The 23,182-nt window shown below is 53.8% G+C and carries 22 protein-coding genes; 13 read left to right on the top strand and 9 right to left on the bottom strand.

Annotated elements, in window-relative coordinates; all coding sequences use genetic code 11:
* Positions 1 to 123: 123 nt before the first annotated feature.
* The 6 genes from ACR0IP_RS03770 (at position 124) to ACR0IP_RS03795 (ending at position 7,679) form a co-directional block, all read left to right on the top strand.
* On the top strand, positions 124 to 1,485 hold the full coding sequence (locus tag ACR0IP_RS03770) for a metal-dependent hydrolase family protein (protein ID WP_480523899.1): 1,362 nt from the start codon (positions 124 to 126) through the stop codon (positions 1,483 to 1,485).
* A gap of 114 nt (positions 1,486 to 1,599) precedes the next feature.
* Entirely contained in the window at positions 1,600 to 2,946 is a 1,347-nt protein-coding gene (locus ACR0IP_RS03775) for a metal-dependent hydrolase family protein (RefSeq protein WP_480523901.1), read from the top strand.
* Positions 2,947 to 3,010: 64 nt separating this feature from the next.
* Positions 3,011 to 3,409 (top strand): hypothetical protein, encoded by a 399-nt coding sequence (locus ACR0IP_RS03780; protein ID WP_425085445.1) that lies wholly within the window; start codon positions 3,011 to 3,013, stop codon positions 3,407 to 3,409.
* A gap of 24 nt (positions 3,410 to 3,433) precedes the next feature.
* The gene (locus tag ACR0IP_RS03785) at positions 3,434 to 3,814 is read left to right on the top strand and encodes a hypothetical protein (protein ID WP_170463054.1); all 381 of its coding nucleotides are present in this window, start codon (positions 3,434 to 3,436) and stop codon (positions 3,812 to 3,814) included.
* A 262-nt stretch (positions 3,815 to 4,076) separates the two neighbouring features.
* A complete protein-coding gene (locus ACR0IP_RS03790) occupies positions 4,077 to 4,826 on the top strand; it encodes a DUF3299 domain-containing protein (protein ID WP_480523903.1) in 750 nt (249 codons plus the stop codon).
* A gap of 108 nt (positions 4,827 to 4,934) precedes the next feature.
* Positions 4,935 to 7,679, top strand: coding sequence for an AsmA family protein (locus tag ACR0IP_RS03795; protein ID WP_480523905.1), 2,745 nt, complete (start codon positions 4,935 to 4,937; stop codon positions 7,677 to 7,679).
* Between the two features lie 11 nt (positions 7,680 to 7,690).
* Here ACR0IP_RS03795 and ACR0IP_RS03800 read toward each other — a convergent pair whose 3' ends face one another.
* Complete coding sequence (locus ACR0IP_RS03800; RefSeq protein ID WP_480523907.1) at positions 7,691 to 8,191, bottom strand: hypothetical protein; 501 nt, start codon at positions 8,189 to 8,191, stop codon at positions 7,691 to 7,693.
* A gap of 231 nt (positions 8,192 to 8,422) precedes the next feature.
* Between ACR0IP_RS03800 and ACR0IP_RS03805 the strand changes: the two genes are divergently transcribed.
* Positions 8,423 to 8,629 (top strand): hypothetical protein, encoded by a 207-nt coding sequence (locus tag ACR0IP_RS03805; protein ID WP_480523909.1) that lies wholly within the window; start codon positions 8,423 to 8,425, stop codon positions 8,627 to 8,629.
* A gap of 139 nt (positions 8,630 to 8,768) precedes the next feature.
* Here ACR0IP_RS03805 and ACR0IP_RS03810 read toward each other — a convergent pair whose 3' ends face one another.
* Positions 8,769 to 9,950: an adenylate/guanylate cyclase domain-containing protein gene (locus tag ACR0IP_RS03810; RefSeq protein ID WP_480523911.1), complete on the bottom strand. Its 1,182-nt coding sequence runs from the start codon at positions 9,948 to 9,950 to the stop codon at positions 8,769 to 8,771.
* A 194-nt stretch (positions 9,951 to 10,144) separates the two neighbouring features.
* Between ACR0IP_RS03810 and ACR0IP_RS03815 the strand changes: the two genes are divergently transcribed.
* Positions 10,145 to 11,677 carry a phospholipase D family protein gene (locus tag ACR0IP_RS03815; RefSeq protein WP_480523913.1) on the top strand — a complete coding sequence of 511 codons (1,533 nt, stop codon included), beginning with the start codon at positions 10,145 to 10,147 and terminating at the stop codon, positions 11,675 to 11,677.
* A gap of 488 nt (positions 11,678 to 12,165) precedes the next feature.
* Here the strand turns inward: ACR0IP_RS03815 and otnC are convergent, their stop codons facing one another.
* Genes otnC through ACR0IP_RS03850 form a run of 7 tightly spaced genes read right to left on the bottom strand, consistent with a single transcriptional unit; the run spans position 12,166 to position 18,489 of the window.
* Positions 12,166 to 12,807, bottom strand: a complete 642-nt coding sequence (gene otnC, locus ACR0IP_RS03820) for a 3-oxo-tetronate 4-phosphate decarboxylase (protein WP_480523915.1) — start codon at positions 12,805 to 12,807, stop codon at positions 12,166 to 12,168.
* Positions 12,804 to 14,081, bottom strand: coding sequence for a 3-oxo-tetronate kinase (gene otnK / locus ACR0IP_RS03825; protein WP_170380092.1), 1,278 nt, complete (start codon positions 14,079 to 14,081; stop codon positions 12,804 to 12,806). The genes otnC and otnK overlap by 4 nt, the downstream gene beginning before the upstream one ends.
* Complete coding sequence (locus ACR0IP_RS03830; protein WP_480523917.1) at positions 14,078 to 14,875, bottom strand: N-acyl homoserine lactonase family protein; 798 nt, start codon at positions 14,873 to 14,875, stop codon at positions 14,078 to 14,080. Before ACR0IP_RS03830 ends, otnK begins: the two co-directional genes overlap by 4 nt.
* On the bottom strand, positions 14,872 to 15,159 hold the full coding sequence (locus ACR0IP_RS03835) for a putative quinol monooxygenase (RefSeq protein ID WP_480523919.1): 288 nt from the start codon (positions 15,157 to 15,159) through the stop codon (positions 14,872 to 14,874). The genes ACR0IP_RS03830 and ACR0IP_RS03835 overlap by 4 nt, the downstream gene beginning before the upstream one ends.
* Positions 15,159 to 16,670, bottom strand: a complete 1,512-nt coding sequence (locus ACR0IP_RS03840; RefSeq protein ID WP_170380089.1) for a tripartite tricarboxylate transporter permease — start codon at positions 16,668 to 16,670, stop codon at positions 15,159 to 15,161. The genes ACR0IP_RS03835 and ACR0IP_RS03840 overlap by 1 nt, the downstream gene beginning before the upstream one ends.
* Positions 16,671 to 16,674: 4 nt before the next feature.
* Positions 16,675 to 17,424: a hypothetical protein gene (locus ACR0IP_RS03845; RefSeq protein WP_480523921.1), complete on the bottom strand. Its 750-nt coding sequence runs from the start codon at positions 17,422 to 17,424 to the stop codon at positions 16,675 to 16,677.
* Between the two features lie 57 nt (positions 17,425 to 17,481).
* A complete protein-coding gene (locus ACR0IP_RS03850) occupies positions 17,482 to 18,489 on the bottom strand; it encodes a tripartite tricarboxylate transporter substrate binding protein (RefSeq protein ID WP_170689329.1) in 1,008 nt (335 codons plus the stop codon).
* A 135-nt stretch (positions 18,490 to 18,624) separates the two neighbouring features.
* Here ACR0IP_RS03850 and ACR0IP_RS03855 point away from each other — a divergent pair, with 135 nt between their 5' ends.
* From ACR0IP_RS03855 to ACR0IP_RS03875, 5 genes are all read left to right on the top strand, one after another.
* Positions 18,625 to 19,713, top strand: coding sequence for an isocitrate/isopropylmalate family dehydrogenase (locus ACR0IP_RS03855; RefSeq protein WP_170641690.1), 1,089 nt, complete (start codon positions 18,625 to 18,627; stop codon positions 19,711 to 19,713).
* Positions 19,710 to 20,741 carry a Gfo/Idh/MocA family protein gene (locus ACR0IP_RS03860; RefSeq protein WP_480523923.1) on the top strand — a complete coding sequence of 344 codons (1,032 nt, stop codon included), beginning with the start codon at positions 19,710 to 19,712 and terminating at the stop codon, positions 20,739 to 20,741. The genes ACR0IP_RS03855 and ACR0IP_RS03860 overlap by 4 nt, the downstream gene beginning before the upstream one ends.
* 59 nt (positions 20,742 to 20,800) lie before the next feature.
* Entirely contained in the window at positions 20,801 to 21,415 is a 615-nt protein-coding gene (locus ACR0IP_RS03865; protein ID WP_480523924.1) for a GntR family transcriptional regulator, read from the top strand.
* A gap of 215 nt (positions 21,416 to 21,630) precedes the next feature.
* Entirely contained in the window at positions 21,631 to 22,731 is a 1,101-nt protein-coding gene (locus ACR0IP_RS03870; RefSeq protein WP_170722219.1) for an Acg family FMN-binding oxidoreductase, read from the top strand.
* Positions 22,721 to 23,170, top strand: coding sequence for a MarR family winged helix-turn-helix transcriptional regulator (locus ACR0IP_RS03875; protein WP_475217466.1), 450 nt, complete (start codon positions 22,721 to 22,723; stop codon positions 23,168 to 23,170). The genes ACR0IP_RS03870 and ACR0IP_RS03875 overlap by 11 nt, the downstream gene beginning before the upstream one ends.
* Positions 23,171 to 23,182: the final 12 nt, after the last annotated feature.

The raw sequence follows: 23,182 nt of genomic DNA on the forward strand, positions 1-23,182 counted from the left end.
CAAAAGCATGCAGAATGCCAAATCAATTTGGCGCAGCCTGCCATACTGTCAGGCAAAATCCGGCAATCACTCTAAAATCATATTCAGAAACATACATCTGTGATTCGTATTTGGAGGGCCTCAATGACACCGAAATTCAAACACCTGGTGGCCACGACAGCCTTTTCTGCAAGCCTGGCAATCGCGGGTCAAGGCTTGGCGCAGGAAGAGAGCTTTCCGATCCTATTTACCAATGTGCACGTATTTAACGGTGTCGATGAACAGCGAATTGAGAACGCAAACGTTCTGGTCGTGGACAACTTGATCGCGGAAGTATCGGCGGAACCACTGGCCGTCGCCAATGCCCAGATCATTGACGGCGGTGGTCGCACGCTGATGCCGGGCTTGATCGACGCACATGTGCATATGACGGTCACCGAACCGGTGGCTGACCTGCGCGATAACTTCGACTGGATGTATTGGGGTGCAGTTTCGACGATTGAAGCTGAGAAAATGCTTCTGCGAGGGTTCACAACCGTGCGGGATGCGGGCGGCCCGGCAATTGGTCTTCAAAAAGCGATTGATCGGGGCAAGGCCGTTGGCCCGCGTATCTACGCCTCTGGGCCTGTGATCTCGCAAACCTCGGGGCATGGAGAGCATCGCGTCTACACCGAGCCCCATCCTAATTTCATGGGGGCGCAACCATCCTTCTTTAACCAGCACTTGGAGTTCCTAGCAGACGGCGTGCCGGAAACACTGCGCGCGACCCGCGAAGCCCTGCGCCTTGGCGCTGTCCAGATCAAGGTGATGGCTGGCGGTGGGGTATCCTCTCAGGTTGATCCCCTACACACCGTTCAGGGTCTGCCGGAAGAGCTTGAGGCGTCTGTCCGGGCCGCTGCCGATTGGGGAACCTATGTCATGGTCCACGCCTATACGGACGAATCCATCGTGCGCTCGATTGAGGCAGGTGTGATCAGCATTGAACATGGACAACTGATGACAGAAGTCGGTGCGCAAGCGATCAAGGACGCGAATGCCTGGATCGTTCCGTTCTATTCTCTTTTAGGACTGGACGAACAAACCGTTATTTCCGCTCTTGGATCAGGGGCCGCCGAAAAGTTCCTCAGCGTGCAAGCGGGTGCACGAAATCAGATGCAGTTGATCAAAGACTTCGGGATCGAGAACGTGGCTTTCTCAACTGACATTATCGGCGATCCCGTCGCGCTGACCAAGCAAAACGATGAGTTCAAATACCGGCTGGAGGCATGGACTTCGCACGAAATCCTGCAACAGGCGACGTCAAAATCGGCCGAACTTCTGGCACTGTCAGGAAAACTCAATCCCTACACAGCAGGCCCGCTGGGCGTGATCGAACAGGGCGCATACGCCGATCTGTTGCTTGTTGAAGGAAACCCGGTCGAAGATGCCGAGATCCTGGTCGACTACACCAACAACATCGACCTGATCATGAAAGATGGCGTGATCTACAAGAATACACTCGATTGAGTATCGCGCGGGGTGAATTTACCTCGACATCCCGCGCTCCCTTAACTTGGAAAATGGGAGTACTGACACGTGAAAATACTGGCCTCACTGACAGCAATCGCTGGACTTGTTTCCATGGCAGCAAGCGGTGCCTTGGCGCAGGACGCGCTCCCACAAACCTTGTTCACCAACGTGCATATCTTTGACGGAATTAGTGAAGAGCGGATCGAAAACGCGAATATTCTGGTTGAAGGCAATCTCATAAAGACAGTCTCGACCGACGGTATTGATGCGCCTGACGCGACGCTTGTTGACGGAGGTGGGCGCACGCTGATGCCGGGCTTGATTGACAGTCACGTGCACTTTTATACCACAGGGCTCGTGCAATCCTTCTCGGGCCTTCAGGCCGCCAAATGGGATCAGATCGGGGCCACCGCGGCTGAAAATGCCCGCGACTACCTCTACGATGGTTACACCACGGTGCGGGATACCGGCGGAATGGGATCAGGTCTGCGTGAACTGATCGACAAGGGGATTGTAGACGGCCCGCGCATCTATGCGTCAGGTGCGGCCATCGGCCCGACATCCGGGCATGGTGACTGGCGAAACCCCGAGCAGCGAACCTTCAACATGGGATCGGACGACGTCGCCAATACGTTCAACCTGTCCTATATTGCTGATGGTGCCGAGGAAATCCGGAAGGCATCGCGGCTTAACTTCGCGCACGGGGCGAGTTTCCTGAAACTGATGGCCGGTGGCGGTGTGTCATCCGAGCTCGATCCGCTCTGGTCCGTTGCTTACAACGTTGATGAGATTTCGACAGCGGTCGAGGCTGCGTCGTTCTTTGATACATATGTGACTGTCCACGCCTATACCGACGAAACGGTCACAATGGCTCTGAACGCGGGCGTCAAGTCACTGGAGCACGCTCAGATGGTGAGCGAAGAGACCGTCAAACGTATTGCGGATGAAGGTATCTTCTGGGCCCTGAATGTAGCTGGAATGGATCCAGCGCTGCTTGATCACCCCAATTTCTCCATGCCGACAGTTAAGCCGAAACTGGAAGAATATTTGGTCGGGTCAGAAAACGTCATTGAGTACATCAAGAAGTACAAGCCCAAGATCGTGCATAACGTCGACACCGTGCTATCCACCATTGGATTTGGCCGCGCACACCGGGACTTTGAAAAGTACTATTTCGCTGAATTGCTGGGAAACCATGCTTTCCTGGTTGCAGCGACCTCGACTGGTGGTGAACTCGCTCAACTGACAGGGCGTCGGAACCCTTATCCCAACAAACTGGGCGTGATCGAAGAAGGGGCCTATGCAGACATCCTGATTGTCGATGGAAATCCGCTGGAGGACCTGTCGGTTCTTGGAGCAAATCCAAAGTGGTTTGATGCAGCACCGCGGGATCGGGGGTTCGAGACCATTCGCGTGATCATGAAAGATGGCGTCTTCTACAAGAATACACTCGAATGAGCAGAGTATGCGGGAATTTGACACCTGCGCCTTGCATCGTCGATCCTGAACAGGGGAGCGATCAATGAACAAAGTAATCGCAGTAGCTCTTTGCGTATTTGGGATCGGCGTTACTGAAGCAGCAGCGGAACAAACCCAAAGCCGATACTATCTGGGGATCGGGGAACCAAACCCCGATACCTGGCAAATCATGATCGACAACCCGACCGACCGGGAAAAGGACATGGGCGCTGCACTCGCCGCAATGGGCGGTGAGATGATCAGCTATTTCTGGGGACTGGCCGATGGCAAGAACTACATCACCGTCCGTTTCCCAGACGATCCGGGCATGGTGCAGGCCATGTATGTTTCGCGTCTGAGCCAAGGGGTTCTGAAAGACTACAGGTTCATCGAACTGATGACGAGCGCGGACATGGTTGAAGCCCTGAAGCGCGTGCCGGAATTTTCAACTCCGGTCGAATGAAGTTAGGAAGCAAAGGAACAGTCTATGAAGATCGTATACGGAATTCTCGCAGCCTTATCAGTTGTGTTTTTCATCCTTGGAGGCAGCGATGCTTATGCCAAAGACAACAAGGGTAAGAAGCCGAACAAGGGAGGCAAGGACCGTGATGTCAGCATTCAGATCGAAGACAAACCCGGCAAAGGTCCAAAGGCTGTGCCACCTGGTCAGATCAAGCGCTACACGCGCGGTGCCAAGCTCCCATCTGATCTGGAGTTCGAGGAAATCGGGGACCTTTCCAAATGGAAGCTGAAGGAGCCGGGCAACGGAAACCGCTACATTCAGGTCGATGGTGAAGTCCTCGAAGTTACGAATGACCTGTCTACCGTTGTTGATGCCGTCGGCATCGTCGGTGATCTTCTCAACTAGACGAAAGTACGATGTTTCAGGGCAAGAATTACCTCGTTTGCCCTGACGCTGGCCGGGGCGACCTTTCTGTGAACCCCGGCCCAAGGTCAAAACCCGGACACCAGGCCTAGCGATGGAAAAACCGTTCTTGTACTTTTTGCGCTTGCTACCCTTTCGCCAGAACGCGTCGTGCTCGCGCAGGAATCCGTTGGAACTTAATGATGACCTGCCGAAGCAAGTAGCATTGGGCGCTGCTTTGCCGGAAATTTAGGAGCAAAAGACAATGCGTCTTTCCTTTGTAGTAATAGCCGCGTGCTTTTTGGCTTTGCCGGTTCATTCAGAGGTCACGCGTGTCGAGTGGTCAGACCTGATTGATGAATCCGCTCAAGACTACGAAGATCCTTTCGTTGAATTGACTGACAAACAGCTTAACGCGCTTCGTAAATTGTTCCGGTTGCGCGCACGGCAAGAAAAAGGCGGAGCCACGCCAGAACAGCTGGACCAGATTCAAGTGGATATCGAGGCGACCGAAGCAACTCTTGCTGAGGGAGGAATTGATGCGAACTGGCTGATTTCCCAACGCTGGGTTGTGATGGAAAGACGCGAGAAGGCGGGCACGGCCGCCAATGTCGACATCGATGGCGTGACCGTTTCATTGGGCGGATTTGTGATCCCGGCACCCCGCGACGAAGATGGCTCCCAAATGGCGTATATCGTGCCGGAACGTGGAATGTGCAGCCACGTACCGCCTCCGCCTCCGAACCAGATGGTGCGTTTGCGCCTTAGTGATTCCTGGAGGCCCTCGACGGTTTACGAGCCCATCGTTGTAACCGGTCAAATCAGGATCGACCCGACGCAGAAAGAAATGCTGGTTGTTGATGGTCCCGTCCTCATGAAGGCTGCGTTTACTTTAGAGGTCGATGACGTTCAGATTTTTGGACCAACCAATACTTCCGAAGAGGCTACGACCAATAGGGCAAGTGTACTGATGGGAAGAAAAAAAGCGACTGGCGGGGCTATCAAAGACGAATAGTGACACGGCCCAACTGACCCGAATAAGGTTCAGAAAGGGCATTCAGTTTAGTGGGCCGAATATCTGCTTGTGAGAGACTGAACGGCGAAGGCGGCGATAGGGGAGCGCATGAGGGTTTGGCTTTTTAGGATAATTGGGCTTGTCGCACTTCTCGCTTTCGCAGCAGTCGCGTTTGTTTGGTTGTTGTTTGCTGCTCCGATGTTCTCGGACATGCGGCGCGACCTTGTGGAAAGAGTTCTTTCGGAACAAATTGGTCGGCCACTTCTTGTCAATGATGATGTAAGCGTCGCGCTTGGCCGCACGAGTTACATTTACGTCGGTGGTGTGGTCATCCCGAGCCTGACAATGCCGGAGGCAGCTCTTGTTGAATTGAACCTGCTGGAACTGGAGCTGGATATTGCCGCTTTGGCCAACAGGCGCCTGCACTTTGACAATCTCGTCGTGGAAGGCCTCCAAGCAGATCTTCTGACCGCCGAAGACGGCACAACAAGCTGGCGAACAGACAGGCCAACACGCAGGCCCGAATCTGAGGAAACGGTATCAACGGAAGATCAAGAAGACGTAGCGAGCGCTGATAGTACCAATGAGAGCGGTACGGAAGGCGGTGGAATCCTGAACTTTCTGAGCGACAAGAACGTAAGTTTCACATCAATCGGGTTAAACATTGACGACAAGGTCTCGGGCTTCTCATTTGTATTTGACCTTCAGTCACTCGCGCTCGAACAAGTAGACAATGGACAAAGAACAAAGGTCTCTGGTTCCGGCTCCGTCAACGGTCAGGTTTTCGAGATCGAAGGCGACTACCCACACGCCGCACCGTTTACGACACGCGCCAGTTTTGGCGAAATGACCGTAAGCTACGATGGCGAGCCCTTCTCGGCAGACGAAGGGGGCGGTTATCGCGCAGTTTTAGAAATGGACACAGGTGAGTTCGGTGATTTTCTGGACGTCATCGGGCTGGAACGCGTTCTGGAAGGCAATGGTCAGCTGCAAGCAGAGCTCGTGTCTCAGGACGCTCTGAAGATCGAGGCGTTTACAACAACTGTAAGCCTGGAGGATGGGCAAAAACTCGAAGCTGAGGGTTCAATAGATGACCTCTACACCGCTCAGGGCGTTGATCTGCTTTTCAACGCGCGGCTTCATCCTGAAGGACAGCCGCCGCCAGCAGCAAAAAGTATCCAGGAACTTAAATTCACTGGCTTTGAAATGCATATGGTCGGATCCCTGGCTTCCTTCGAATTTGAGAAGTTGCTGTTCCAAACCAATGCATTCGACCAAGGGCTGGACGTAATCGGCCCAGCCTCAATCGAAAGTATTCGCCGCATGCCAGACGGACGGCTTGCCATGCTGGGCATTGCACTACAAGCGGGTCCAATTGAAGAGCCTGTCCTGAAAGCCGAAGGTGAAATCCTCGATCTGCTTCAGCTTCAGGACGTGACTTTCGATGGGGAGCTAAACGGGCCCGCCAAGTTGATTTTGCCCAACCTCGATGAAGACTACGTTGACCAGTTCGGCGGCATCAAAGCCGATTTCAACATATCCAACGCGGGTGGGCCGGTTTCACTCAACAGGTTTAACGCGACCACCTACGGCACCGATCTCTGGGCACTCGATCTCGCACTATCTGTCAACGAGATAAGAGGCCTTGCCGGTCTCGATTTCGACGTGGAATTGGACGTCGACGACAGCGCGGATTTTCTGACCGCAGTGAATCTGCAACCTGTCGAAATCGGATCACTAGCTATCAATGCTGAAACCTCCAAACAGGGCGAGGACTTTGATGCCGCAATCCAGTTCGAAGCAGGGTCCTCGCATCTTCTTGCGGCTTTAGACGCAAAATTTCCCGAGGGTGCTTCTGTTGTTCGGGGCAACATCACGAGCGAAAGGCTCGACCTCAACGACCTGAAGAACCTAACTGCCGTGCTGGACCAACTGAAAAGCTTGGTAGGCGAAACCGCAAAGGAACCTGAAGCCGAAGTTCAACCTTTGGTTTTACCGAAGGAGACAGACGTCCAGCCCTTGGTATTGCCAAAGGAAAAAAGTAAACCTGCCGATCTTCTGGATGTACAACGCGTGCTGCGAGAAGCTGACGTCGAGGTGCAGATCGAATTCAAAGAGATTGTAGGCCAGCAAGGCGTAACGTCTGTTTCAAGCCAATTGTCTGCCAAAGACGGAACCGTGGATTTCGGGCCTCTTCAGATGCCTTATGGTGGCGGAAACTTCAGCCTGCGGGCGGTCATGGACCTGATTGACTCACCTGATTGGCTTTCATTGTCAGGATCGACCTCAGGATGGGAATTCGGTGAAATCCTTGATGAGTTGGGCATTGGTATTGAGGCCTATGGACGTTTGAGCGGTGAGTTCAACGTTTCTGGCAGTACCGCCTCGGGCAAGGCCTTCATCAACTCCATGCGCGGCAAAGCGTCTTTGTCGATGTCGCAAGGTTACATTAGTACCAGTCTACTAGAGTTGGCCGGGCTAGGTATTTTCCCCTGGCTCTTTTCAGAAGAGTTCCGACAAGGCTATACCGACATCACTTGCGTGGTCGCCCCGGTTGATATCCAAGCCGGGCGCGTCAGTTCAAACTCCATCGTCATCGAAACAGGATCGGTTCAACTGGTGGCTAGGGGGCAAGTGGACTGGCTGAACGATAGCATCGCATTAAGAGCAGAGCCTCGTCGCGTCGGCAAACCCCTATCCCGGAGTGCTTGGCCATTTGATGTAACGGGTCAGCTTTCGTCGCCAAAGTTCAAGCTGGATGTGGGTGGGTCGAGAAGCAAGGCTCCAGAGGGCGCTGACGCTATGCCTGTCGACAGGCAACCCTGTGTGCCGGACATCAATCAATTGCAGTAGTCGGGCGTGACCTAGTTCTTCAGTGGTTCCGGCTGTTCGGCCTGACACGTCAGAACGGCCTCAATGGCTTTTGCAGACCCGCTGAGGTCGAGTTCAACCTCGGCGCCACTTTCGCCAATAATCGTAACGCTTTGGCGTTTTCCAAACTCGGTCACAAACGCTGGGTTGTCGAAAAAGGCATAGCCACCGGGAACTCCATTCTTGTAGACACCAACCGCTTCGCCTTCGAATTTTGCATCACCAAAGTCGAACTTTACGATGCCGGTCGCGCCGTCCTCTATCTGCACCCAGGCCGGATTGTAGGTGGCAAAAAAACCGCCGGCCTGATTGGGCGCCGCGCCAATTTCAACGGTCATTTCGTCTTCAAAAGGCTTCCAAGCAAGACAGCCGTTGCCCTTTTCGGAATCAATCAGGATTGTCCAGTCCCCGGATTCACCCCACCGCTCCATACCAGCAGCCCACACCGCGCCAGTGGAGATCAATGCCATTGCTGTCAGCGCCAACCTTTTCATTAAAAGCTCCACACATGTTCGGCCAATCCTTTGATGCAATCAGATTATCGCGCGGGGTCAATCAAATACAACCATTCGATTTCCGGAATGTTGAACCATCGCTAATGCGCCGTTGCCCTGAAAAAGAATTCATCTTCAGCCGCCGCCAGAAAAAAATGTCGCTCAACTCCCCTAGAATTTGCCAGAGTTGTTCCAAGTCTCTTTCGGGCCGATCTGTTCCTGAACATCCCAATGTTCGACGATCTTTCCACTCTTGATCCGGGACAAGTAAAAAACGGCCCAGTCGCGCTCGTTTTGTTTTACATGGCTAAAAGCGACCACGAAATTTCCGTCGCCGAGTGGTCGGTGAACTTAGACTTATTGCGCGGTTCTTCCGCCACTTGTCACTTCTCCAAGATGCTTGGAAAAAGCTTCCAATCCATCGGCTACACCCGTTGAGTGTAGCGTTTAGCGATCCGTAGGATTGCCGCCGCGTGTTCGGTGCTGCCGTTCTCCGAAAAGTACGTAAAGGCCGCTAGCAGCGTAAGGCAGACCTAGAAAATACGAAAATCCATTGGATTCCCAAAAAGATAGAGCATCATTTGGCTTGGTGGGATAGGCTGATAACACGAAAAATCTGCACAGGGTTGCCGATGCCCTTCAGTTCCCGTTCTCCCATTTCTTCTGTCTCCACATGTTCTTCTATGTCTAGAAGCGCCCGTTGGTTCAAAAGGATCTGCCCGTCGCTGGCAAAGTCGCAAAGCCTAGATGCGGTGTTCACAACCCCACCTATTGCCGTGTAGTCGGCGCGACCATGAAACCCGATAAGCCCAAGCGTCGCGTAACCACTACTGATCCCAATACCTAAACCCATCGCATGTCCGAGTTTCTGCCAGGGTGCTCGGATTCCTTCGAAAGCTTCGCTTATTGCCTTGGCCAGCCGCACGGCTTGCAGAACGGGCTGATCGCACGGAACCGGGTCATTGAAGAAGACCATCAATCCGTCTCCGGCTCGGTATCCGATTGTTCCCTTGTGTCGGGCAACTAAATGGCCAACCTCATCATGGAAATGCTGGAGAAGCGTAATGACATCTTCCGGCTCAATCGCCTCGGAAATGGCGGTGAAATTCCGGATGTCGCAGAATAGGCAAGCGATGTATTGACGATGAGTATTCAAAAGCTCGTCAGCGTTTTCTTCGACGACAAGCTCCGCAACTTGAGGCGCAAGGAATTGTTTGAGACGCCCCAGCCTGTCAATCTCGCCTTCCTGGCGCTTTACCTTCTCAGTCAGTCTTTCGTTCAATGCTTCTATTTCATGTGTCTGGTTGCGAACCGTGTGGTTCAAAGCATCGAGTATAAAGTTCTGGTTTAGCAAAGCAGCGATCACCAAAAGCACATAGGCAAGCGCTTCTACGCGTTCATCATAGCCGAAGTACAGTGTGACAATCAGGATGACGGCAGCAATCCCACCGAGGACGAGTGGAAGCTCCTTGGCATGCCGTTTCCGGTCTCTCCACAAGAAACTAACCGCCAACAATGCAAACACCCACATGAGCACCGCTTGCGCATGTGGGTTTATAGAAAGCGCTTCGTAGCCAACCAAATAGGTCAGTAAAATCCCGGAATAGCACGTGGCCAAAGAAGCCAAAGCAGCCAAGACAGCTCCGATCCCGATTGGCATCGAGATTTTGAACTCCTCCGTTGCCACGCCGATACCGTCGGCCACAGCACGCCGCGAAGGCTCCGCAGCGGAGTTATTTCTGTGTTCGGGATCAGGCATGGTCCTCGTTCGCACTTGGTCGCTGGTAGAGTACGTTTGATTTGAGATTGCGTCAAAATCACATGCCAGCATGCGAAAGCTAAGGGTTTCACCAAAACAACAACGCCCGGCGAAACAGTCTCATGCTTCACAGAACAGACTTGCAATCACCCGTCTCGGCGTAGTCACCTAATTTTAGGGGATGGAGGAAACTGATGACACAATGGAAGTTGGTGGTCTGTATCTTGTGCACGCTGACCCTTGTTGCTTGCGCCCCCAAAACTCGCACATATGAAAAGACGGTATCGGCTTCGCTGCCGGCAGACTCGCGCACAGCTCTCAGTCGGGCGGCCAATCGGCTTGGCGATCCCAAAGACGGTCGGTCGGGCGTAAAGCTGATCAGTGACGGCGAAGAAGCTCTTGTCTCGCGGCTGTTGCTCGCTGCGGCGGCCGAGCAAACGATATATGCGCAATACTACCTTCTACACGACGACCCAACGGGCCACCTATTCGCCGCCAGTCTTTTGCAGGCAGCCGATCGGGGTGTTCGTGTCCGATTGTTGCTGGATGACATGGATACGTCCAGCTATGATGCGATGACCGCCGCGTTGGACAATCACAAAAATATTGAAATTCGGCTGTTCAATCCATTCTGGCGGGAACAAAGCCTTCTGATCGCAGGTTTGACCGATTTCAAACGCATCAATCGCAGAATGCATAACAAGTCCATGACGGCAGACAATGTGTTCACGATTGTGGGTGGGAGGAACATCGGCGCCGAGTACTTTCTCGCGCGAGAAGAAATGAACTACGCTGATTTGGATGTCCTGGCCGCAGGCCCCGTTGTACGCGAGGTGTCGCAAAGCTTTGACTCATACTGGAACAGCGAATTCGCCGTTCCGGCTCGGGTAGTCGTTGGAGAACCCCAGGAATTTGACCTTGTTGATGCGCGAGTCAGGTTGAACGAACTGGTCGAGGAAGCGAAGCAGACTCAGTATGGCGCGGCCCTCAGAAAGTCAGCGCAAGAGAACTTCGCAGATGGAGCCCTATCACTGGATTGGCTGCCTGCAAAGCTTTACGCTGATCCGCCATCAAAAGCCGCCGGTCTCGAGAACTCAGGTCCCGTTCTGGCATCTCAGTTGCTTCCATACTTTGAGAATGCCAGCAGTGAGGTGAACATCGTCTCCGCCTATTTCGTGCCGCGTAACAACGGTGTGAAATGGCTGACCGAATTGGAAAGCCGCGGCGTCGACGTAAAGGTTGTAACCAATTCACTTGCCTCTAACGACGTCGCACCCGTCTACGCGCACTATGCCAAGAAACGCCGTGCACTTCTACGCGGTGGAGTAGAGCTCTATGAGCTGCGACCGGACGCCTATCAGGTCCAACGCCGCGGTATTAACTGGGCTCAATCTAGGTCAGGCCTACATTCCAAGGCATTTGCAGTCGATGACCGATACTTGTTCGTAGGATCGTTCAACTGGGATCCGCGATCTGTCAACATCAACACCGAGATGGGAATTCTGATTGACTCACCAGTATTGGCGACACAGACCATGGGTGCCTTGGACGACGCGCTACCCGCATACACATATAACGTGACGCTCGAGAAAGCTGGTCAGCTTAAATGGACGACAAGAGGCGATGATGGCAACGTTCTTGAGTACCAATCCGAGCCGACAGGATCGGCCTGGGATCACATAGTTGCCGGATTTTTAAGTATTTTACCAATTGGGTCTCAGCTGTAGGTTTTTGGCAAATACCCGACGCTACCAGAGAACTCCGGCCTGCAAAAACGGCTGGATTGGGTTCAAAACGTCCGTTTCTCTTTTCCAGCTGGTCGTTTGGTTCATCCGCCCACCAGAATTTGCATAGTCAGCTTGCCGCGCACCGCAGACCTTCGCGAGAATCCGAGCAAAAAGGCCGCATGGCACCTAAGGTTCCTTAGAGAGGCCCTTTGCGAGATTAAGTGCAGCAAAGGCCATAACCGCTACGACTACGCCAAAAACCAATTGAATTCATCGCTAAGGCAGACAATCGGGCAGCGCAGAACTATGTGCAAACTACCCAAACTTATGGGGTGCGCGTAGTGTTATGCGCAAACCTAAGCATCATGTAAGCGCGCTCATAACGGTGCGTTCCTGCAATTGATTGCATTCATTAAACTCAAGCTTGCTTGCGAATAACTTTTCACGATTTTCCCAATTGTTTGCACACTCCTCCTATCGGCGTCCGATTACATCCTTCCGAAAGTCTCTTTGAGTTCTGTGACTTGTTCAGCATCCAATAGGCGGGTTGGCAGGCCTCGCAAAGCCACGAGCAGCTTGGCCGTTTCTTCCAGCTCTTCTGCTGCACAGACAGCAGAGAAGAGGTCCTTTCCCGACACGACCGGGCCATGATTAGCCAGCAGAACAGCACTACATTCGCCGCCCAGTTCGCGGATCAAATCACCGGTTTTCGGGTCACCCGGCTTAACGTATGGAACCAGTTTGACCGTGCCAACGCGCATCACCACGTATGGTGTTAGCGGTGGAATACAGTCATTGGGATCGGTGTCTTCCAAACACGACAGTGCAGTGGCCCAAGTTGAATGCAGATGCACCACGGCGCCCGCTTCTGGCCGCGTCTCGTAGAAGGCTTGGTGCAGAAAGACTTCCTTTGTCGGCTTATCGCCCGAGACGTGGCTGCCATCCAAACTAATCTTGGCGATGCGCTCGGGGTCGATATCGCCCAAGGTCGAATTCGTTGGCGTCATGAGGATGCCGTCATGTAAACGCGCGGAGACATTGCCCGCAGTGCCGACGGAAAATCCACGCGCAAAAAGCGAGGCGCACAGTTCCGATATCTGCTGTCGCAGTGCCTGTTCTTCAGAACTCATTTGCCTGCCTCCATCATTTTCAGCGCTTTCGAGAAGAAATCTGGAGCGCCAAAGTTTCCAGACTTCAAAGCCAGTGCAATGGGGTCAGATTTTCCAACGCTCAAGACTGGCACGCCCGGATCAATCTCTGGCCCAATTGACATGGCTGGAGACCCCACTGCCTCAGAGATGACCTTAGCAACAGCTCCCGACGTCTCACCTCCGGCCACGACAAAGCGCTTGTACCCCGTTTCGGCAAGTTGTCGGGCTGTATCTGCAAAGAGATTGTCCAACCTGTCCGCAACTGCTTCCTGACCAAATTGATTTTGGATCGCTCGTACATCCTCCGGGCTTCCCGATGAGTATGCGAGTGGCGCCTGATCGGGATTCGCTTCGAAGAAATCCAGAAGCGTTTGCGTGGTCACATCCCCGGACATGACACTTGGCACATCGATGGCGAAGGACGGATGGAATTTCGAGTGAACATCAATCTGCCCACGGGTTGCACCCGAGCACGACCCGGCAAGGATCGCTGCAGGTCCAGCGATACCAGTGAACACACTGCCAGCACTTTTAGGCGAAGTCTCTCTCAAGAAGTTTCTTGGTAACCCCAATGCTAGGCCGGATCCCCCAGTAATAAGCTCCGCATCCTTTAGAGCCTCGCCCCAGACCAACAAATCCTCGTCCGAAATCGCATCGCCGATTACAAAGCGTTCGTCGACGTTCCACAAAGCAGCAGCAATCGCCTCTGACCCTTGCTTCACAGTGCCAATTGACACCAAACCAACCGCCTCTTCGGCCTGATGCTGCAACCATCGCCTGATGTTTGCATCCGTCATCGGAGTAAGTGGGTGGTTTTCCATCCCGGACTCGTTCAACGGCTTGTCGAACACAAAAAGATGGCCGTGATAGACAGTGCGACCCGTGGTCGGAAAGGCCGGGCAGAAAATCACTTTTTGCGCGCCCAGTTCGTTGGCCAGCGCTTCCGCAACGGGACCGATGTTTCCCTCCATCGTGGAATCAAAGGTCGAGCAATACTTGAAGATGAACTGCTGGCATCCTTGGTCCGCGAGCCATCGCAGGGCCCGCAGGCTATCCGCAACAGCTTGCTCGACAGGTGCGGTACGGCTTTTGAGCGAGATCACTCCCGCTTCAATCTCTTCGTCGACCGGGGTCGTTGGAACGCCTGGGAACTGCGCCGTTCGCAATCCACCTTCCGGCTCAACGCCCTTCGCCAAAGTGTTCGCAATGTCGCTCGCACCTGTAAAATCGTCAGCTATGACGCCGATCTTCATAATTTGATGTCCCTGGTTGGCCCGGGATCCAGCCTGTGGATATGCGGTGCTGCTCCGACGGGGAAAATCTTACGCACAAGTGGATCATGGCCGGGCACGATAAGTCGAGGATGCGAGGCCAATCTCTCTAGCGTCCCAAAACCATCCATCATGTCTTGCAGGTCGACGACGATGGGAAAGGCTTTGCGTGCCATGAAATTCTCGTAGTAATGCGAGGCATCAGAGGCGAGTACCATCCACCCAGCTCCCGTTCTTACGCGAACGCATTGCAATCCGCGCGAGTGTCCACCGATGCAGTGCACCGTGACCCCATCTGCAATCTCAGCTTCTCCATCGTAGAACACGACCTTGCCTGAATAGAGACGCTTTACCACCTCGCAGACATGGCCAGCCGTGAAAGGCGCACGCAGGTGGTCATGGCACATGCAGGGACCTGTGGCGAAGGCCATTTCCGCCGACTGCAAGTGCAATTTCGCGTTAGGGAACATATGCAGACCCCCCGCGTGGTCGTAGTGCAGATGGGTCACGATGACCTCGGTCACCGCTTCCGGCATAATGTCTAGGGGCCGCAGAGCCTCACGAGGGTCCATCGCGATGGGACGACCACGCGCGGCAGCCTCATCGGAATCGTAGCCAGTATCGACCAGAATGACTTTGTCGCCGCGTTTGAGCACCCAAACGAAATAATCCATCGCATGAGGCGCGTCGTGATTATCATCGATGATGAAACTATCAGCGCGCGTCCGGGCATTTCGATCCGCGTATTTCAAGGCGTGGATTTCCCAATCGTTCATCGGATGACCTCGGGATACTGGTGAACTACTTTGGTGGCGATCATATCAGCCACTGCCGTATCGAAGGACTGAAAATGCACGCTTTCTAGGTGGGCAGAGAACGCCACGCTGTCATCATAAAGTTCATAGAGAAAAATTGTCTCGGGATCGTCGCCGAGGCAAACGTCAAACTGATGGCATCCGGGTTCTTCACGCAAAGAGGTTGAAGCGTTTTCGACCATCAACGGCAAAAAGGTGTCTCTCGTACCGGGCTTGAGAGTGAAGGTGACAGTAACCGCAAACATCAGACAGAAAGTCCTTTCAGACGTGAGAAAGCGCGCTTTGTGACGGGCAGTTGGCTGAGGATCAGACCAGTGTTGAGCACCAGCAGAATGGCCGCACCGGGACGTGAAAAGAAGACCGAAAGATCCCCGTCCGACAAGAACAGCGACCGGCGGAAGGTTTCGTCAAACAGACTGCCCAGAATAACGCCGATAACCAACGGCGCTATTGGGTACTTCATAAGGTTCATGAAGTAGGCAACGGCACCGACACCAAGCATCAGGTAGAGATCATTGATGCCACCGCCGACGCTGAAAGACCCAATCGTTGTCAGAACCATCACGACTGGCAAGAAGATGGTCTGCGGGATGGCGAGTATCTTGATAAAGACGCGAGCCGTGAAAAGCCCCATAAGAAACATAGTCAGCGACGCGAGCACCAATATCGCAACCACGCGCAGAATGATCTCGGGATCAATCGTCGGCCCGGGGATCACATTGTTAATCTTGAAGGCCCCCATCAAAGCGGCGGCGGGTGGTGAACCGGGGATACCCAACACCAAAAGCGGGATCAGCGCGCCGCCAATACAGGCGTTGTTTGCAGTTTCTGAACACAGCAGACCTTCCAAAGACCCTTTTCCATACTTTTCGCCCTCGGCGGATACGGTCTTGCCGACACCATAGCTGACCCAACCGGCTACATCTTCGCCTACTCCGGGAAGTGCTCCGACCCCTGTCCCGATAACTCCTGACCGGCCAATGGTGGGCAGGTAGCGTCGTATAGACCGAAGGTTCGGAAGGATGCGACCTTTCAGGGCCAGAACCTTCCCGGCCTCAACATGCCTCAAACCGTCGATGATTTGGGGAATGGCAAAAGCCCCCATCAAAACTGGCACGACCTGAAACCCGCTCATCAGGTAAGACCAGCCGAAGGTATAGCGAGGTTCAGACAACAGAGGGTCGAGCCCCACCATGGACATCGCAAGCCCGATCAGACCGGCGATCCATCCCTTAATCACCAGGTCTTCGCTCATCAAAGTGCCAGAAAGCAGAATGCCGAACAGGGCCAGTAGTGCTTTCTCCGGGCTTGCGATGTTCTTTGAAACCAAAAGCAGCGCCCAGACAAAAATCAAAAGCGTGATGGTCCCGATAACTGTGCCAATAAAACTGGCTGTCGTAGTCAGCCCGAGTGCTTCGCCCCCTCGACCTGCTTTGGCCAGAGGGTAGCCATCCATGGCTGTCGCCGCGCTGGCTGCTGTGCCCGGAATGTTCAGCAAAATAGACGGGTAAGAGCCGCCGTAAATCGCACCAACATAGGCCCCGAGCAAAGCGATGAGCGAATAGTCGAGCGGGATTTTGTTGCCGAAGAAACCTGTCAGGATCGTCACCGCCAGGGTTGCCGTTAGGCCGGGCAATGCACCGAACGTGATGCCCAGGAATACGGATGCGATCAAATACAGATAGGTCAGCGGGTCCACTGCCAGGCCCACGAAGGCGGCCCCAAATCCAGCCAGTTGCGAAAGGATAAAGTCCATCCGGTCAATCTTTCCAAAGCGGACGAAGCGTCACGTAGTAGTGGTATTCGATTTGCTTGAAGATCAGCCCGCCACGCGCGGGCACGTTCTGCCGGAAAACAAAGGCCATCGCGCAAACAAGGATGAGCGGGGCAAGTATTGCCACCAAAGGAACGTACCGCAAAACACGTTCGGAAGCCGCTTTGGTCAACACTACAAATGTTAGCGAGACCCATAGGGCCAGCGTAAACCAATCATCACCGTGTGCGTTCCAGTCCGCCTGCGCGGGAAAAACAGCAAACGCAAATAATCCTGCAAAGACAACCGCGATACAGGCAACCAAAGCACGCCTAGCATGGCCGCCGTAGTAGCCGTAAGTCAAAGCTGTAATCAGCAACCCAGAACACAGAATGAAGTCCACTCTGGGAACGAGCCCGACGACATATGCAAGAAGGATCAAGCCTATTGTTGAAGCTCGATAGGCTTCCGACTTGTCCCACCCGATCCCCAACGCACTGAGCGCGTTTTCGGCCCCACCAGAGCGGATCGAAATAGCCAGTAAAACGAAGGACAACGAAAGCAACCCTCCGAAGATGAACAGCGGTACAATTGCAGCCGAGTTGTACCAATCCGACCCACTTACGCCTGCGCGGTTTTCGCCCCAAAGGGGGATGTCCGACGTCTTCCAAAGAAAAAAGACGGACACTGTTATAAGAACAATTGCTGCCCAAAAGTCGCGCGTCCGCATGACCAGTGTTTCGTCAGGTTTGTCCATTGCCTGCCTCCTGAGGGAAAGGGCGCGATCAAGCGCGCCCTTTCAAAATTGATCGGATTAGGGCTTCTCGATACCCAGCGAGGCCGGATCGACCGTGGCAGCACCAAGGTCCTGCAAGGTATAGGCAAAAGTAGCTTCGAGGTTCGCAAACAGCTCTTGAGCCTCTTCACCGTGCTGACCACCGACGTCGTAGTTGTTTGCCGCAGCCCATTCGGCGACAGTGTCAGACGCAATAGCCTGCTCGAACGCATCGCCTAAGGCAGCCTTAACGTCATCCCCGGCCGAGCTGTGAACCGCAAACCCGATCGCCTGTTTGAGCGGCAAATACTGGTCGAGACCGTCATAGATGCCAAAGGCAGACGGCACGGTTGACCCTGCGATCTGCGCGTCCTCAGGCGTCAACATAGCAAGCGGTTTAAGTTGACCGCCTTCGATCAACGGAGCCTGTTCAGCCAGTGAGGTCACAACCAACGCAACTTCACCCGCTATCGCTGCCTCCTGCCCGGGCGCGGAGCCTTTGTATGGAACAAACTTGAATTCTGCACCGGACCCTTTTTCGATGGCCAGAAGGTTCAAGTGGTGGATCGAACCTGCGCCCGAAGCCGCGGCTGGAATAGTGCCCGGAGCAGCTTTCGCGGCGTCGACCAGTTCTTCCAGAGTATTGTAAGGGCTGTCCGCCGGAACCGAGATCAGATCAGGTGATCCGCCAACAATGAATGGATACCAAAAGTCAAATTTCTTATCCCAACCACCCTGCACAGCAGCGGTGACATTCGATTCAGACAGACCAACCAGTGTGTAGCCATCATCTGGTTGGTTCATAACGTAGACCATACCGTTGGAGCCTGCGACACCACCTGTTTGATTGATCACATTGATCGAGACCGGAAGGTGTTTTTCCATCTCGGCCATGATCATACGGTTGATCGTGTCCGTACCGCCACCGGCCCCCCAGACCACAGCTGTGGTGATATCACGATAGGGGTAATCCTGCGCAGCAGCTGCGCCTGCAATACTGGTCGCCATCACAGCTGCGGCCGCCAACCGCCCTAGCATTAGTTTCATTTCCAAGTCCTCCCAAACAACTTCGCGTTTATTATTGCATTTATTTGCGTATACATTAAAGAATGCGTTGTCAACGGACTGTAGTGAAAGCTGCGATCGCGCTATGAATGCGAAACAGGAAGGAAGCGGGGCAAAATGAAAAAGACTTACGATATTGCAGTGTTCCACGGGGACGGGATTGGCCCAGAAATTATGGGCCCCACGCTTGAAATCCTGCGCCAGCTCTCGCTCAGCAATCCCACCTATGAACTGGTGTTTACAGACGCTCCGGCTGGCGCAGGCCACTACGCCAAAACGAGAGAATCGTTTCCGGCAGGATCACTCGAGACTGCACGAAATGCTGACGCGATTCTGCTGTCGGCAATGGGTTTGCCGGATGTTCGATACCCGGACGGAACCGAGATTTCACCGCAGATTGATTTGCGAAAGCAACTGGGACTTTTCGCTGGCGTACGGCCAGTGAAGGTAAGCAGCGGACAAAGGACTCCCTTGGCGCTGCCTCCGGGAAAAGAGATCGACTTTGTGTTGATACGCGAAAGCACAGAAGGGCTGTTCTTCACCCAAGGCGCTGGCGAAGTTTCCGAAGACGAAGCGCGTGAAACTCTGCTGATCACTCGTGAGGTGTCCGAAAAACTGTTCCGTTTCGCGTTTGATCTGGCCCAGAACCGCAAAAGAACCGGGCGCGGCCGAGGGCGAGTTACATGTGTCGACAAGGCCAATGTATTTCGCGCCTTTGCGTTCTTTAGATCAATTTTTGATGCAGAAGCCGCCCTCCATCCCGAATTACAGGCAGACCATGCTTATGTTGATGCCACCGCTCTGTGGATGGTTCAAAAACCTTGGGAATTTGATGTTTTGGTCACTGAGAACATGTTCGGAGACATCCTCTCCGACCTTGGTGCCGGTCTCATGGGTGGTCTTGGGTTGGCTCCCTCAGCAGATATCGGATTGAATCACGCTGTATTCCAACCCTGTCATGGTTCCGCTCCGGACATTGCGGGACAGGGTGTCGCCAACCCTTTTGCAATGATCCTGTCCGCAGCAATGATGCTTGAATGGTTGGGGCTGACCCATGATCACCCAGGCCTGTCCAACGACGGCGAACGATTGCGTGAAGCCGTGGAAAAAGTGACTGCGAACGGACAGAACCTGACGCGTGACCTAGGTGGCACCGCCGGAACGCAGGATGCAGCCGCATCGGTATTAGAAGCAATACGGGCATGAATACTCGACAAACCATCAGGGTCGCTTGTGTGGGCGCGGGATATTTCAGCAGGTTCCACTACGAAAGCTGGTCCCGAATGCCCGGAGCGGTTCCGATTGCGTCCTGCAACCGTGATATCAACAAGGCTAAAGAAACAGGACTTGCCGCTTACGATGATCTGTCACAAATGCTGGAGGCGGAAAAACCAGATCTCGTGGACATCATCCTTCCACCTGTAGCGCAGGCCGAAGCCATCCGAACGGTACTGAACTCTGGTATCAAGTGGCTGATCTGTCAAAAGCCATTCTGCATGTCTCTGGATGAAGCGGAGAAGATCGTCTCCGAGGCTGAAGCGGTAGGCGCAACTATCGTCGTGCACGAGAATTTTCGATTTCAGCCCTGGTATCGTGCGATCAAGGTGGCGATGACCGAGGGTCGAATTGGCACACCTCTTCAAGCGACTTTCCGGCTTCGGCCCGGCGACGGACAGGGACCACGAGCCTACCTTGACCGGCAACCGTATTTTCAGGACATGCCGCGTTTCCTCGTTCATGAAACAGCGGTTCACTGGGTAGACACATTCCGATTTTTGTTCGATGCGCCCAGCGCAGTTTATGCGGACTTGCGCCAAGTTAACCCAGTTATCGCAGGCGAGGATGCAGGTTTCATCCTGTTTGATCACCCCAACGGTTTGAAAGCCCTGTTCGATGGCAACAGGTGCCTTGACCACAGTGCAGAAAACCTGCGTCAAACCATGGGTGAGGCTCTCATCGAAGGAACCGAAGGATCACTGGTTCTCAACGGCGACGGTTCAGTTGACCTCCGCGCTTTTGGAAAACAGGAGCGACAGCAGATTTTACCTCCGAGCGATCATGATGGGTTTGGAGGAGACTGCGTACACGCCTTGCAAAGTCACGTCGTTTCAGGCCTTGTAAAGGGCACGCCGCTGGAAAACACGGCCCGAGACTATTTGGACGTGATCCGCATCGAAGAGAGCATCTATCTCTCGACTGCGGAGGGACGAAAAATCAACCTGGAGACGCCGTGAAGGATCAGGACGCAAAAACTCTTTCCAACACCCAACGCGCAGTTAGGGATTTGCGACAGATGATCCTGTCCGGCGAACTTGCAGCCGGAACTGACCATCTGGAATCAGAACTCGCCGAGACCCTTGGCATGTCCCGCACCCCGATACGGGAAGCTGCGCTGATGTTGGAAAGTAAGGGGTTGCTAGAAATGCGGCCCCGAAAGGGCGTGCGTATACTGCCTGTTTCATCAGATGATATGCGTGAAATTTACGACATACTGACAGAACTCGAGAGTCTCGCGGCACAGCGCGCTGCCGAAGCGGGTCATTCAGAAGATGAACTGTCGGTCCTTGCTGGATCAATTGCAAAGATGGATCAAGCCATCGAAACCGAAGACCTTGAAGCCTGGGCCGAGGCTGACGAGTTGTTTCATCAGGAGCTCGTTCGGTTGGGCGGCAACAAACGGGTCGAAGCGATTGTCGCCATGATGAGCGACCAGGTGCGCCGCGCACGAGCAACGACGTTGTTCATCAGGCCCCTGCCCGTCAAATCCAACGAAGATCACCGGGTTGTTTTTCAAGCGATTAGTGAAGGTCGACCGGATGTTGCCCGTGAACGTCATCGAGAACACAGGCTGCAAGCACAGGCTATGCTTTGCGGGATACTCGAAAAGCATCGACTCAACAGCCTCTGAACTTCTCGTATCCGGTCGTTAATCAACTAAAATAACTGCTTTTTTGGCGACATAAAAGGCGCTCCGAGTACTTGTCGATAGCGGCAGTCCGTGGTTGCGTCCGACTGTTCTGCTTTCCTTTTTTCAAATCACTTAACCAATCACTGCATCGCTTGGGGTTGAGTTAGTACGATTTCGTATTATTTGGTTCGATATCGTACTATTGGAGACTCAAGATGCCAAATCGAAGACGTTTTCTTAAGGTTCTGGGCGGAGGCACAATTCTGGCGGCAACGGGCGCGGTTGGGTTCCTCGCGACACGCACGCCGCATGACGCGTTGGCTCCGTGGACGCCAATACCTTATGACGACCCACGCAAAGCCGCGTTGTCCTACGCAATTCTCGCCCCCAATCCGCACAACTTGCAACCTTGGCTGGTCGAGTTGGTTGGGCAAGACACGGTGCGCATCCACCGTGATCCTGATCGCGAGCTTCCGGAAACCGATCCTTACCACCGCCAGCTCTTTATTGGCCTCGGCGCATTTGTTGAGACTATGATCCTGGCGGCAGGAGCACAGGGATTTGACACCAAGGTCAAACTACTGCCAAATGGAGATGACGGACCTATCGCAGAAGCAGTGTTTGTTCCCGGCGGAGCGCCCGATCCACTCTCAGATCAAATCCTCAACCGACATTCCAACAAAGAACCGTACACTGAACAGCGCCTCTCAGCCGACCAAGTGTCTACGCTTGGCAACTATGCAACCTTGATTACCGATGAAGATCTGGTGGCGAGTGTTCGAGACCTCACGAAACGCGCTTTCGAAATCGAAATGCGAACACCGCAGACCCTGAAAGAATCCGTAGACCTCATGCGGATCGGGAAAGCAGAAATCAACGCCAATCCGGACGGGATTGAATTGCGCGATCCCATGCTGGAAACGCTGCGACTTACCGGCCTTTTAGACAATGAGACCCTTATGAATGTTGACCACCCAGGCACTCAGTCTCACATGCGAGGCTACTTCGCTATGCTAGACGCGACGCCGCAATACGCAGTCCTCACGACAGCTACAAATACGCGAAGCGATCAACTCGAAGCCGGACGTCAATTGATGCGTTTCTACCTGAAAACAACTGAAATGGGCTTAGGCGTTCATCCAATCAGTCAAGCCCTTCAGGAATATCCTGAGATGGCTGATGAATACGCTCTTGCGCATGAGCTTCTTGCGTCACCGGGCCACACGGTGCAAATGTTGCTGCGTTTGGGGTATGGACCCGAGCCAATTGCCACACCCCGCTGGCCTCTGGAGACACGAATTCTGAATGAAGCCTGAAGATGAGACCAACGAAGTCTACCGGTTCTTCACCGAGGTCGGGATCATCAACCAGCTGATCTCGACCAAGCTTGAAGCGTTCTTACCTGGCAGAATGACCGCTACCCAATTTGGCATATTGGGCCACCTGGTCCGGCGCCCCGAAGGGGAAACGCCACTACAGCTATCGAACGCGTTTCAAGTACCCAAGACGTCGATGACACACATGCTCTCCAGTCTTGAAAATCACACTCTGATTACCCTTGAAACCAACCCCAATGACAAGCGTTCGAAAATAGCCCGGTCCACGCCGCAAGGTGCGGAGTTTCTGAAAGCTTGTACGAAGCGGATGTCGGAATCCCTGGCTCCAGTTTTGTCCGAACTCGGGTCAGGTCCGTTTCAAAATTCGCTGCCGAATCTAACGCTCATACGCGAAGCTTTGGACAGCGAACGGGACTAGGCAAAAACCGGT

The sequence above is a fragment of the Ruegeria sp. AL11 genome (genome assembly GCF_056540865.1).